The 13236-nt window shown below is 74.7% G+C and carries 7 protein-coding genes; 2 read left to right on the forward strand and 5 right to left on the reverse strand.

Annotation, left to right across the window (positions count from 1 at the left end):
- Window positions 1-9: 9 nt before the first annotated feature.
- The 5 genes from ACFV4N_RS07430 to ACFV4N_RS07450 all read right to left on the reverse strand — a co-directional run bounded on the left by ACFV4N_RS07430 (window position 10) and on the right by ACFV4N_RS07450 (window position 6759).
- Window positions 10-2931 (reverse strand): hypothetical protein, encoded by a 2922-nt coding sequence (locus ACFV4N_RS07430; RefSeq protein WP_499671652.1) that lies wholly within the window; start codon window positions 2929-2931, stop codon window positions 10-12.
- A 136-nt stretch (window positions 2932-3067) separates the two neighbouring features.
- Window positions 3068-3832 (reverse strand): O-methyltransferase, encoded by a 765-nt coding sequence (locus tag ACFV4N_RS07435; RefSeq protein ID WP_499671653.1) that lies wholly within the window; start codon window positions 3830-3832, stop codon window positions 3068-3070.
- Window positions 3832-5103 (reverse strand): 3-dehydroquinate synthase family protein, encoded by a 1272-nt coding sequence (locus tag ACFV4N_RS07440; RefSeq protein ID WP_499671654.1) that lies wholly within the window; start codon window positions 5101-5103, stop codon window positions 3832-3834. Before ACFV4N_RS07440 ends, ACFV4N_RS07435 begins: the two co-directional genes overlap by 1 nt.
- A gap of 17 nt (window positions 5104-5120) precedes the next feature.
- Window positions 5121-6398 carry an ATP-grasp domain-containing protein gene (locus ACFV4N_RS07445; protein WP_499671655.1) on the reverse strand — a complete coding sequence of 426 codons (1278 nt, stop codon included), beginning with the start codon at window positions 6396-6398 and terminating at the stop codon, window positions 5121-5123.
- 205 nt (window positions 6399-6603) lie between these two features.
- Window positions 6604-6759, reverse strand: a complete 156-nt coding sequence (locus ACFV4N_RS07450; RefSeq protein WP_499671656.1) for a hypothetical protein — start codon at window positions 6757-6759, stop codon at window positions 6604-6606.
- A gap of 369 nt (window positions 6760-7128) precedes the next feature.
- Here ACFV4N_RS07450 and ACFV4N_RS07455 point away from each other — a divergent pair, with 369 nt between their 5' ends.
- Both ACFV4N_RS07455 and ACFV4N_RS07460 read left to right on the forward strand, forming a co-directional pair.
- Window positions 7129-10125 carry a 3-keto-alpha-glucoside-1,2-lyase-like domain-containing protein gene (locus ACFV4N_RS07455; RefSeq protein ID WP_499671657.1) on the forward strand — a complete coding sequence of 999 codons (2997 nt, stop codon included), beginning with the start codon at window positions 7129-7131 and terminating at the stop codon, window positions 10123-10125.
- A gap of 164 nt (window positions 10126-10289) precedes the next feature.
- Window positions 10290-13031: a hypothetical protein gene (locus ACFV4N_RS07460; RefSeq protein ID WP_499671658.1), complete on the forward strand. Its 2742-nt coding sequence runs from the start codon at window positions 10290-10292 to the stop codon at window positions 13029-13031.
- The last annotated feature ends 205 nt before the right edge of the window (window positions 13032-13236 follow it).

The following is a 13236-nucleotide window of genomic DNA, read 5'->3' on the forward strand; positions in this document are numbered from 1 at the left end:
CGCGCGTCCTCAGACGCGTCGGGTGGTGCGGGCCGAGCCCACCGCCGCGCCCATCGCCACCGCCGCGCCGAGCACCACCGCCGCGCCGCCGACGACCAGCGCGACCGTCGGCAGCGAGGTCGGGATGCCCAGGTGCACGGTGATGCCGAGGATGCGCGACAAACCCCACGGCAGCAGCGCGAGCTGGTCGTTCCACGTCGTCAGGGCGCGCTCCAGGCCCACCGCCGCCACCAGCGCGCCCAGCACCGCGAGCGGCGTCCCGGCCGCGACCAGCACCCGCCCGACCGCGCCGAGCCGCCCCGCGCCGTCCCGCAGCACCGCGTACGCCGCGACGAAGACCCCCAGGAACGCCGCGAACGCCACGGTCACGTACGCCGCCCGCGCGACCGGGTCGGTCCAGAACGCGAACCAGTACTGCCCCGGCCCGCGCACCGCCAGCACCCCCAGCAGCAGCACCGAGCGCAGCAGCGCCACCGCGCCGACCGCCGCCGCGAGCCGCGACCGGACCTCCCGGCCCGCCGTCAGCCGCAGCACCACCGCGAACAGCAGCCACGCGCCCAGCACCGGGGCCAGGTGGGCGGGCGCGGCGAACCACGTGAGCACCGCCCGGCCGAGCACGACCGCGACCGCCGGCACGGCCCACACCAGCACCCGGTCGACACCGGACACCCCGACCCGCCGCCACGGCCGGGTCAGCGCCCGCGCCCACGGTCTGCGCCACCCCAGGGCGAACGCGAGGACCAGGCCCAGCAGCACGCCGCGCGCCGCCCACGCCATCGGCTCGTCGCGGGCGGCCCTGGCCAGCCCGAGGTCGGCCGCGACGAGGTTGTAGGCCGGCAGCTCCAGGTCGTCGCCGTAGGCGCGCAGGTGACCGTCGCGCCGCACCGCGTACTCCGCCCTGGCGTCCCGCGCCGCGTCCTCCGCGCCCGCGTCGCCGGTGTCCAGCCACTGCGCGTGGCGCAGCGCGGCGGTCCGGTAGGCGGCCAGCACCCCGAACAGGTCGACCTGGTAGTCCAGGGCGGCGACGAACCGCTCGCGCAGCACGGGGTCGCGCCACCCGGCCGGGTCCGCGGCCCCGACCAGCTCGCGCATCCGGCGGGCCGTGCCGACCGCCGCCGCGCCCTCGGCGACCGCCTCGTCCACCCGGTCCCGGCCGACCGCGTAGACCGTGCCGAGCGTGGCGCTGTCACCGGTCGGGATGTCCCACTCGAAGATCCACATCATGGGCGGCGGGTCCAGGCCGAGCGCCCGCACCCGGTGTTGCGCGTACGGGCCGACGTACAGGCCCGTGGTGATCGCCTCCCGGGACAGGGCCAGCGCCTCGCACACCGCGCGCACCACGTCCGGGTCGTGGGAGAACGTGCGCCGCACCCAGTCGGCGGTGGCCCGCGCCGCGTCCTGGTCGGGGTCCCGCGCCAGCCTGCCGGTGACGTAGGAGTTGAGGTCGTAGAGCTGCCAGAAGCCGGTCCTGAGGTCGAGCGCGCGGGGGCCGGCCAACAGCGGGCCGCCGCCCTGCCGCCACGTCCACACGCCCTCCACGCGGGGGTTGGCGAGGAAGGCGCGCAGCGCGTGCCGGTGCAGCTCGCCGAGGTCGTCCGGCAGCGCGCCGAGGCCCTCGAACTCCCGGCGCGACTGGAACTCCACGATCCGGCGGTGGTGCCCGACCAGCAGCGTGCCGTTGAGCGGGAGGTGGCTGTAGAAGTCGCCGAGGGAGTACTTGGTGGACACCACCAGCCGGTCGTCGCGCAGCCCGCCCAGCACCTGTTCGTAGGCGTCGCGGCTGGTGTGCAGGTCGCCGACCGCGCCGATGCCGACGCTCCACGTCCGGAAGACGATCTCCCGGTCGTGCTCGGCCGCCGTGGCGAGGAAGGCCCGCAGCATCGCCCGCACCGCCTCGGGCGTGGTCACCGCGATCTCCGAGTAGTAGTCCCAGCCGGCGAACCGGTAGGCCGACCCGCCCTCGCCGATCCGGATCATCATCCCGTCCACGTGGGGCAGTCGCTCGAACACCTCCGACAGGCCCGCCCGGTAGACCCGCCACAGCCGGTCGTCCTCGGTGCGCAGCCCGCCCGCCTCGCGCTCCAGGAAGTCCCGCAGCGGCGGTGAGAGGGCGAGCATGTCCGTGGACAGGTAGACCTTCATGCCCAGGTCGTGGGCGTACCGCCAGACCGGCCCGAACGCGTCCGCCATCGCCTCGGCCCGCGCCACGTGCGGGTCGCCGTCCGGGTGGACGCCGAGCCCGTCGAACGTGACGTACTCCAGGAAACCGGGCACGACGACCGCGTTGTACCCGTCGGCCAGCGAGTGGCGCACCAGCTCCCGGAACTGGCGGGCGATCACGTCCACCGCCGCCCGGTCGACGTAAGGGGCATCCGGCAGGACCGCCGACCCCACCACGTCGGAGTTCAGCGAGTAGTCGTCGCCCCGGGCGAACCGCTCCGGGTCGTCGGGCAGGCCGACCGCGCCGAGGTCGGTGAGGCGCAGCCCGAGCCGGGGCGCGACCACCCGCCCGTCGGCGACCACCTCGCGCCCGGTGCGGACCCGGTCGGCGATGTCGTACAACCCGGCCGCGATGCCGGCGGGGGTGCTGCCGACCACGACGGGCCCGGCGTCGACCCGGTAGCCCTCCCCGGGCAGACCGGCCTCGGTCCGAACCCCGAGCCGCCCGGTCTCGCCCACGACCGGCCGGGGGAGCCCGCGCCCGACCAACGCGTCCGCGACGGCCCCGGCGGCGAGCCGCAACCGGGGGTCGTCGGGGACGCCGATCGAGTCGATCCCCGGTGGCGGTGCGAGTGCCTGTGGTGGCGCGGCGACGGGCCGCTCGACCGGGACGTCCGCCGGTCGGACCTCCAGCCCCAGCGCGTCGCCGACCTGCCAGGCGACGACCCCGCCGAGCCCGAGCAGCACCAGCACCGCGACGACCACGCGCACCGGGCCATCGTCACACGGGCCGGGCGGGCTCCGGGGCACGTCGGTTCGGGGTTCGGGCCGATCGCCGGGCATCCGGTCACCGGATGCCCGATCGCCGGGAACCGGGTTGCCGGTGGGGACCTCCGCGAGCCGCCGCTCACCGCAGGACGCGGATCAGCGTCACCCCGTCCCGCAGCGGCAGCAGCACCTGCTCGAACGCCGGGTGCGCGGCCACCCGCGCGTTGAACTCCGCGATGGCGGCGCCCTGCGGCGACCGCTGCCCCGCGTCGAGGTAGACCTCGCCCTGGAACAGGGTGTTGTCGACCACGACCACACCGCCGGGGGCGAGCAGCCCGCATCGGTGGGCCACGTCGAGGTAGTCCCAGTACTGGGTCTTGTCGGCGTCGACGAAGGCGAAGTCGAACACCTCGCCCGCACCGGCGAGCCGGTCGAGGGTGGACAGCGCCGGTCCCTCCGCCAGCGTGATCCGGTCGCACCCGGCGAACGCCTCACGGGCCACCGCCGCGGCGCGCGGGTCGGCCTCGCAGGTGACCACGCGCCCGTCGGCGGGCAGCGCCTCGGCCATGGCCAGCGCCGAGTAGCCGGTGAACGTGCCGATCTCCAGGACCCGGCGGGCCCCGGTCACGGCGACCAGGAACCGCAGCAGCTGCCCCTCCACGTGGCCGGACAGCATCTCCGGTTCGAGGGTCGCCACGCCGTCCCGCGAACCCGTCCACACGTGCCCGGTGGTCCGGCGGTTCAGCGCGGCGAGCCGGTCGGACTCGGGCGTGGTCACCGCCGAGAGGTAGTCGTCCAGGCCGGCGGCCAGGGCGAGCGCGCGGTCCAGGCGCGCGGACGGCCGCTCCCGGTGGAGCAGCTCCAGCTCGTTCGCCAGGATCGACAGCGGGGTCACCGGCCGCATCAAGCCCACCTCGCGTCGTGCAGGTACATGCCCAGCCCGCCGCCGCCGTCGGAGAACCCGCCGCAGCGCGCCCGGTGCCGGTCCACCGCCTCGGCCAGCAGCGAGTCCTCGACCTCGGCCAGGTAGTCGCACCTGCCCAGGCCGCCACGCGGTGCCACCACCCACAGCGCGGAGCCGCCGCGCTTGCGCCGCACGGTCTCCTGCGCGGCCTTCATCAGCTCCAGGTCCTCGATCACCGGGTGGTGCACGGCCAGGCCCAGGTCCCGGCACACTCCCAGCAGCGCGTCGCGACCGTCGGTGTCCAGCCAGCCCACCAGGGTGGCCAGCGTCGCGGTCAGGGCCATCTCGATCGCCACCGCGTGGCCGTGCATCAGCCCGGCGACCGGCTCGAACTTCGTGCTCCAGGTGTGGCCGTAGGCGTGCGGGCGGTCCTGCCGCGTCTCGAACATGTTCGTGCCCTCGTACCGCATGTACGCGTAGAGGGAGCGGAACAGCACCTCGTCGGCGACCGCGGTCAACTCGGGGTCGTCGCCGGCGGTGGCGAACCGGGTGTCCAGCAGCGCGCGGCCGTGCCGCTGGAGCAGGCCGAACAGCACCTCGTCGTCGACGGCGGCCATCTTCACGATCTCGGCCACGCCGTGCCGGAGGTGCTCGGGGGCCAGCGTGGCGAACAGGGCCCGGTCCACCAGGGTGAGCACCGGCGGGTGGTAGGCGCCCAGGGCGTTCTTCATCAGGTTGCCGTTGACGCACGTGCGCGGTGACGGCCCCGCGTCGACCGCCGACACGACGCTGGTCCCGATCATGATGTACGGGGTGCGGCGGTTGAGCAGCGCGCACGCGAGGCCCGCCGTGTCGGTGAGCACGCCGCCGCCGACGACCAGCACCGGTTCGCCGCGCGCGAGGTCGTGGCCGTCGCTGCCCAGGAAAGCCGCCATGCGGCACACCACGTCGAGGTTCTTGTCCTCCTCCAGCGCCCGGCACACCATCGCCGCCAGCGGGATGCCGTGCGCGGCGAAGTAGGCGCGCAGCGCGCCGCCGTGGATGCGGTCGACGGTGGCGTCCACGATGGCCACGCACCGCCCCGCGGGCCGGTACACCTCGGCCAGGTCAGGTGTCGCGGGGTCGAAGACGCCGTCCACCAGCCGCACTTCGCTGCGCAGGTCGAAGGTCGCGTCCACGGTCAGCGACCGCCGGCCGGAGCCGCACCGGATGCTCCCCGACCCCGAGTAGTGGGACGAGGTGGCGTACTTGTCGACGTGCAAGGCCGTCATGGGGATCCCTTCCGGTGTCACACGAGCTTGCCGGTGGCCCAGTTGACGCGGTCCCACCGCTTGCGCGCCGCCAGGGCGCGCAGCACGATCAAGGGGAACTGCACGTGGTGCATCACCAGGAACGGCAAGGGGTCCCGCCAGTCGAAGACGGCGTCCTTGCCGTGCCGGAGTGCGCGCAGCCATGCCCGCGCCCGCCGCTGCCGCAGCGCAGGCCACAGCCCGCCCAGCTCCGCGCCCAGCCAGTGCACCGGGGGCGAGCCGGGCCGCGGGCGCGCGACGTCGTCGGGTGAGGGGTCGAGGTAGGCCGCGGCCAGGTCCGGGCTGTCGTGGAAGGCCACCAGCGCGGAGTGGGGCCGCGGGTTGCACTCGATGGCGTAGGGCACGCCGTCCTCGACGATGAAGTCGAACGACACCTGGCCGTGGAGCCGGTGCGCCGTCACGAAAACGCGCACCCAACTCCAGATCTCGGGCACCTCGACGTGGTGGTAGTTCAGCTGGAGCGCCGAGGACGCCGAGCACGTGTACGCGGTGACCCGGCCGTCGAGGCACGTCGCGTGCGCGCAGTACTCCGAGCCGGCGACGCGCCGTTGCAGCACCCACGGCCGGTCCGGTCCGATCGCCAGGCCGGTCGGCGGGACCGCCCGGCCGGACAGCACGACCAGCCGGTGGTCGGCGGACATGGACGCCCACTCGGGCGGCTTGAGCACGTGGTCGCGGCCCACGAGGTCGGGGTCGAAGAGCTGCCGCACGTCGGTGATCCGCCGCGTCTCCAGGTGCGGCAGCCCCGCGGCCCGCACCAGTTCGGCGAAGCTCGCCTTGTCGTTGAGCAGGTGGTGCGTCCCGGGGTCGTTGGCCAGCACCCGGCAGTGCTCGGCCAGCACGGGGACGGCGTCGGAGGTCGGTTGGGCGAGCCCCGGTTCGTCGATGACCGGCACGACCAGGTCCACGCCCTCGGCGCGGATCACGGAGACGAGGTCCCGCACGTAGCCGGCGGGGTCCGTGCCGGGGTCGGAGACCAGGTGGAACGCGCGGGAGGCGCGGGAGAAGCGCAGCGGGCCCCACCGGTGCCGGGGGGTGGACACGGTCACCACGCGGTGGCCCGCCTCGTGGAACTTCCGGGCGAGCAGCAGGCTCTTGGTCATGTGCGTGGTGGTGACCAGCACCGTGGACCGACCCGGGCGCGCCCGCCGGGGCGCCACCAGCCGTGCGATACCGCACACCGCGGCGGTCAACGGTGCCGTGACGACCAGCGCCACCAACAACGCGACACCACGTGCGATCGTGGACGACGTCAACGGATTCACCTCCCGCCCCACGTCGCTCAGGGCTGCCCGGGAGGGTTCCCGACAACCGCCGTGCCGGCCGATTCACCTGGACGTGTCCCAGCGGCCGGCGTGGCGGTTGCTCTCCGGGGTCGAGTCATCGACCTCGTGGAGCGGTGCGTCTCCGATCAAGCCCCTACCCGCGGGAAGAGCCCCGCCGGCGGGTGACCCGGCCCGCTCAGTCGAGGGAGCGCTCGCCGGCGCCCGCCTCGGGCGCGGGCTCGGGGTTCACGCCCGAGGGATCGGCCGTGCCGGCGGAGCGCGCCGTCCAGTCCGCCCCCAGCCTGGTCCGGCGGGGGTTGGCGACGGCTCGTGCGGTTTCGGTCCCGTGCATGGTTCCTCCAGGTCGACAACGCGCATGCGTTTGCATATTTACCAATGCTCAACATCAGCCAAACGATGCCCGTCGATGAGGTGCGTCACCTCGATCGTGTCAGTGATCCAGATCATCGCCGGTGTCGGTGCGCCCGGCCGTCCCTGTCAACGTCCCTACTTATGCTCAGATCAGACAAAAGTCCGGTCAAAATCGACGAAAGTTCTGGACTTGCCGTCGCACGGCACTTACGGTCGATCACGTTCGGTCAACACCCTGAGCACCCGTGATCGGCACCGTCTCCACCCGCCACCACGTGCGGGCCCTGCAACCGTGCGACGACGACGTCGGACCAGCGTGGTCGTCCCTGCCCTCCCCAGGAGCATGGATATGAGATGGACAGCGCGGCGGACGCGCACCTCGACCCTCCTCCCCCTGGCCGCGGCCCTGCTGATCGGCGGCTCGGGAGCCCCGGCCGCCGCGGACCCGCGGTACGACGCCCCACCGCCCCAGGAACCCGGCGTGACGCTGCGGGTGTTCGACGTGCAGGTGCCGCTGGACCGGCTCTGCGCCCTCAAACCCGCCCAGACGCCCAACGTCGACAAGCTCATGCCCACCGTCGACTGGACCACGACCGACCACTTCGGGTTCGCCGACCGCTTCGTGGCCCAGGTGACCGGCAACCTCAACGTCACCCAGGCGGGCGCCTACGCGTTCCGCCTGCTCAGCGACGACGGCTCACGGCTGTCCCTCGACGGCCGGGTGGTCGTCGACCACGACGGCCTGCACGGGCCGGACCCCAAGGACGGCGCGGTCACCCTGTCCGCCGGCCTCCACCCCCTGCTGATCGAGCACTTCGAACGCGACGGCGGGCAGCAGCTCACCCTCCAGTGGAAGCCGCCGGGCGCGGCCGACTTCTCGTTGGTGCCCACCTCGGCGCTGAGCACGGACGCCGGCGTCGTCCGGGTCACCGCGCCCGGCCGCAAGGAGTGCGCGACGGGCTCCGACACGCCCGGCGACGGCCTGCCGCTCAACGCCGTCCACCCCGACTACACCCTCACCAACCTGCGCCCGAGCGGTTTCCAGCCCCGCGTCAGCGCGATGGACTGGCTGCCGGACGGCCGCCTGGTCATCGCCACGTGGGACGGCAAGAGCACCGACACCGGCGAGCTGTGGGTGCTCGGCAACGTCACCGGCGCCACCTCGCCCGACCGGGTCACCACCAAGCGCATCGCGACGAACCTGCGCGAGCCGATGGGCGTGAAGGTGCTCGACGGCCGCATCTACGTGTCGCAGAAGCACCAGCTGACCGAGCTGGCCGACACCAACGGCGACGACGTCGTCGACCAGTCCCGCGCGATCGCCACCTGGCCGTACGGCGGCAACTTCCACGAGTTCGCGTTCGGCCTGCTCTACAAGGACGGCGCGTTCTACCTCAACCTGTCCGTCGCCATCAACGAGGGCGGCGCGACCACCAACCCGCAGCCCGCCGCCAACCGCGGCACGACGGTGAAGGTCGACCGCGCCACCGGGCGGGTCACCTACCTCGCCGGCGGCCTGCGCACCCCCAACGGGATCGGCTGGGGCCCCGAGGGCGGCATGTTCGTCAACGACAACCAGGGCGGCTACCTGCCCGCGTCGAAGATGGTCCACGTCAAGGAGGGCCGGTTCTTCAACCACTACACCAACCCGGCCGGCCCGTTCGACGCGAACCCGGTCACCGCGCCCGTGCTGTGGTTGCCGCAGAACGAGATCGCGAACTCGCCCAGCACGCCGCTCCAGCTCACCCAGGGCGTCTACGCCGGGCAGATGGTCTTCGGCGACGTCACCTACGGCGGCCTCCAGCGCGCGTTCCTGGAGAAGGTCAACGGCGAGTACCAGGGCGCGGTGTTCCGGATGACCCAGGGCCTCGAAGCGGGCGTCAACCGGATCACGCTCGGCCCGGACGGCGCCCTCTACATCGGCGGCATCGGCGACGGCGGCAACTGGGGCCAGGACGGCAAGCTGCTATACGGCCTCCAGAAGCTCGCCCCCAACGGCGGCCGGACGTTCGACATCCTCGCGATGCGCGCCGTCGCGGGCGGGTTCGAGGTCGAGTACACCCAGCCGCTGTCGGCGGAGACCGCGGCCGGGCTGGCGGGCCGCTACCGCGCCCAGCAGTGGCGGTACGCGCCGGCGCCCTCGTACGGCGGGCCCAAGGTGGACCAGGAGAACCTGTCGATCGCCTCGGCGACGCTGTCCGCGGACGGCCGCAAGGTCACGCTCAAGGTCGACGGCCTCAAGGCCGGCCGCGTGGTGCACCTGCGCTCGCCGCGCCCGTTCTCCTCGAACACCGGCGTGCCGCTGTGGAGCACCGAGACCTGGTACACGCTCAACAACCTCGTGGGCGTCGCGCCGTCGGCCACCCAGTCGTTCGAGGCGGAGAGCGCGGCCCTGTCCGGCGGCGCGGGCGTCAACACCGACCACACCGGCTACTCCGGCGCGGGCTTCGTCGACGGCTACGGCACGCCGGGCGCGACCACCCGGTTCGCCGTGAACGCCACGGCGGCGGGCGCGCACACCGTGGGCCTGCGCTACAGCAACGGGCCGAACCCGTCGTCGGGGACGAAGACGATCAGCGTCTACGTCAACGACGTGAAGGTCAGGCAGGTCGCCCTGGCCGACACCGGCAACTGGGACACGTGGGCGACGCACACCGAGTCGCTGGCGCTGCGGGCGGGCGCGAACACCATCGCGTACAAGGTGGACGGCGGCGACGTGGGGCACGTCAACCTCGACTACCTGACCGTCACCCCGGCCCGGCGCGTCGTGCTCTACGACGGCGGCGGCACGGAGAACTGGCGCAACGCCGACGGCAGCGCTCCCTCGTGGCCGGTCGCCAACGGCTCGATGGAGGCGCTGGGCGGCGACATCCGCAGCAGGCACCTGTTCGGCGACTTCAAGCTGCACCTGGAGTTCTGGCTGCCGGACCTGCCGCCGAACGTCACCGGCCAGCAGCGCGCCAACAGCGGCGTGTACTTCCAGGACCGCTACGAGCTCCAGATCCTGGACAGCTACGGCAAGCAGCCGCCGGCCGCCGACGACGCGGGCGCCATCTACCTGAAGAGGGCGGCGTCGTCCAACGCCGCCACCGCGCCGCGGACCTGGCAGACCTACGACGTCACGTTCCGCGCGGCGCGCTTCGACAGCGCCGGCGTGAAGATTGAGAACGCCCGCGTCACCGTGGTGTGGAACGGCGTCACGGTCCACCGGGACTTCGCCGTCGACGGCCCGACCGGCGGTGGCGCGCCCGAGGCCCCGACCGCCGGCCCGCTGCGGCTCCAGGACCACGGCGACCCCGGCGAGAACGTCAGGTTCCGCAACATCTGGGTCGAACCGCTGGGCTGACCCCGGCTCCGGGTCGCCCGCTCCCCGGCGGGCGACCCGGGCGCACGGGGGACTTTCGGGAAGTGTTGCGGCCACGGGCCCGAAACATTTTCGGAAGTGCTTGTGACGCCGCGTCCGGCACCGCTAGAACTGGTCGGCCGTCGACCAGTCCAGGGGGATCGCCCATGCGCTCGCTGAAACTCTTGTTACCCGTGCTGACGGCGGCCGCTCTCGCCGCGCCGGTCACGGCGACGGCCCAGGCCCAGCCCGGACGAGCGCCGGACCTGCCGCCGCCGGTGTCGGCGGTGGCGTCGTCGGTGCCGTCGCCGGGGTGGTCGATCTCCGGCGACCGGCTGACGTGGACCGCGCCCGCCCCGGTGCCGCCGGGCGGCGCCGCGGTCGAGTTCTGGGAGGGCGACCGGCTGCTGGGGGTGCCGCGCCCGTCCGCGGACCTGCGCACCCACACCCTGGACGCGGCCGGGGTCGACGACCCCGCACGGCTCCAGGTCCGCCTGTCGGGCAGGCGGTTGGACGTCGAGGAGCCCGCTCCGCCGTCGACCGCGGCGACCGCGGCGCTGCCCGCGGCGCTGCCCGCCGGGGGAGTCGACCCGGGCACGCCCGGCCCGTTCGCCACGCGCACGGGGGAGTACCGGCTCGACCCCGTCACCGCGCCCGGCTACGCGGTGCCGCTGGAGATGGAGGCCGTGGTCGTCGCGCCGGTCGGCGCGCCGGGCAGGCGCCCGCTGGCGCTGTTCCTCCACGGCAGGCACATCACCTGCTACGACGGGGCCCAGGGGCTGCTGGAGTGGCCCTGCCCGGCGCCCGCCAAGCCGGTGCCCAGCCACCGCGGGTACCTCCAGGCGCAGCGGCTGCTCGCCTCGCAGGGCTACGTGACCGCGTCGATCTCGGCCAACTCGGTCAACGCCCAGGACACGCTGGACGTCGACGCGGGCGCGGGCGCGCGGTCGGCGCTGGTCCGCGCGCACCTGGCGAGGTGGGCGGACTGGGCGGGCGCCGGTCGCGGCTCCGCGCCGGAGGTCGTCCGCGCCGCGCCCGTCGCCGACTTGGGCGAGGTGCTGCTGGTCGGGCACTCGCGCGGCGGCGAGGGCGTCAACCGGGCCGTCCTCGACAGCCTCTCCCCGCCGCCTCCCGGCAGCGGGTACGACGGCCCCGTGCGCTGGCGGGTCAAGGGCCAGCTGCTCATCGGCCCGACGATCTTCGGGCACAACCCGGCGCCGGACGTGCCCTCGGCGACGATCCTGCCCGGCTGCGACGGCGACGTGGCCGACCTCCAGGGCCAGCTGTTCGTGGACGCGACCCGTGGGGTGAGCCGGGGGACCGCGCTGCACGGCGCGCTGTACTTCGTCGGCGCGAACCACAACTACTTCAACACCGAGTGGACGCCCGGCCAGGCCGAGGCCCCGGCGCAGGACGACTTCCGCACCCCGCCCGCCGACGCCGTGTGCTCGCCGGGCACGCCCACCCGGCTCACGCCGGAGCAGCAGCAGACCGCGGGCGCGACCTACATCGCCGCCGCGGCGCGCCTGTTCGTCGCCGGCGACCGGCGGGTGCTGCCGCTGCTCGACGGCTCGGGCGTCCGCGCGCCCTCGGCCGACCCGGCGCGCGTCCTCACCCACGCCGTGGGCGGTGCCCGTTCCCCGTTCGTGGTGCCCGACGAGGCGACCGCGGCGGGCGGGTCCGCGCGGGTGTGCGCGCAGGTCTCGGCCGACCCGGCCGCGGCGTGCGTGGACCCGGTGGACACCCGGCCGTCGCCGCACTTCGCGCGGTTCAACCGGATCGTGCCGGAGTCCGGCCGGTTCGCGGTGGCGCTGCGGTGGACCGCCGACGGGCAGGCCGCGACCGTGCGCCCCGGCGCGCCGGTGTTCCTGGCGGGCGCGCGGGCCCTGGCGCTGCGCCTCATCGTCCCGCCGAACACCACGGCCACCCGCTTCGACGTGGCCGTCACCGACGCGTCGGGGCGTCGCGCCCGACTGGGCTCGGTGTCGCTGGACGGGCTGCCCGCCACCGAGAGGCAGTCCGCGCGCTGGGCGCAGGAGGTCCGCGTGCCGCTGCCGCCGCACGAGATCGACGCGCGCCGCGTGGCCGAGCTGGAACTCGTCCCGCACGGCGGCTCCGGCCAGGCGTGGCTCGTGGACGCCCACGGCTGGGCGCCCGGCCTGCCCGACCCGCGCCCGGTGGCGCTGCCGCGCGTCGACGTGGGCGCGCTGACCGTCGAGGAGGGCGACTCCGGCACGCGGACCGTCCGGTTCCCGGTCTCGGTCACCGGCGACGGCGCGGGCTCCGTGCGGGTGTTCGTGCAGGGCGAGGTCGGCGGCCCGTACGAGGAGCGGCTGGCGGCGATCGCGCCGGGGCAGCGGGAGGTCGAGGTCCCGGTGCGGGTCACCGGCAACACCCGCTGGAGCTTCGACGTGAAGCGCGCGGTGCTGGTCAAGGCGGTGAGGGGCGTGGTCGTCGGCCACTACTCGAACCGGCTGACCGTGCCGAACGACGACCCGATGCCGTCCATCACCGCCACCCCGGTCACCGACGCCGTCCCCGAGGGCGGCACCCTGACCTGGCGGGTGACGCTGTCCGACGCGGCCGACTCGAACGTCACGGTCCAGGGCCGGCCGATCGCGCCGGGAGGGGCGGAGCTGTCCACCACGGACGTGGACGAGACGTGGTTCCGCCAGCGCGTCTCCCGCGAGGAGCCGCTGCCCTCGCGACCGTTGTCGTCCACCGGGTTGACGGTGGGGGCCTACTTCCGGCCCGGTGAGGTGGACAAGGAGGTGTTCGTGCTGACGGTGGCCGACGCGGAGGCCGAACCGGCCGAGCAGGTCCGCTTCCGCCTCGCGACCCTCACCCCGGGTCCCGCCGCGGTCGAGGTCTCCGGCACGGTCACCGACGGCGCGCCGGCCGGTCGGTGACACCGGCGCGGGGGGCCCCGCACCCACGGGGGAACCGGGGCGCCGCCCCCCCCCGCCGGGGCCCCCCCGCCCCCCCCCACCCCCCCCCCGCCCCCGCCCCCGGGGGCCGCGGCGGGCGCGCCGCCCCCCGCCGTGGGGCGGCTCCCCGCCCGCCCGGGGGCCCCGGCCGCCCCCCCCGCGACCGCGCCGGTCACCGGGCACGTGC

Source organism: Actinosynnema sp. NPDC059797 (genome assembly GCF_042732085.1).
Lineage (GTDB): Bacteria > Actinomycetota > Actinomycetes > Mycobacteriales > Pseudonocardiaceae > Actinosynnema.

Excerpts from the sequence above, each read along its gene's own strand:
- ACFV4N_RS07435 (WP_499671653.1), bottom strand. The coding sequence starts at position 3,832 with ATGCGGCCGGTGACCCCGCTGTCGATCCTGGCGAACGAGCTGGAGCTG.
- ACFV4N_RS07440 (WP_499671654.1), bottom strand. The coding sequence starts at position 5,103 with ATGACGGCCTTGCACGTCGACAAGTACGCCACCTCGTCCCACTACTCG.
- ACFV4N_RS07450 (WP_499671656.1), bottom strand. The coding sequence starts at position 6,759 with ATGCACGGGACCGAAACCGCACGAGCCGTCGCCAACCCCCGCCGGACC.
- ACFV4N_RS07455 (WP_499671657.1), top strand. The coding sequence starts at position 7,129 with ATGAGATGGACAGCGCGGCGGACGCGCACCTCGACCCTCCTCCCCCTG.
- ACFV4N_RS07460 (WP_499671658.1), top strand. The coding sequence starts at position 10,290 with ATGCGCTCGCTGAAACTCTTGTTACCCGTGCTGACGGCGGCCGCTCTC.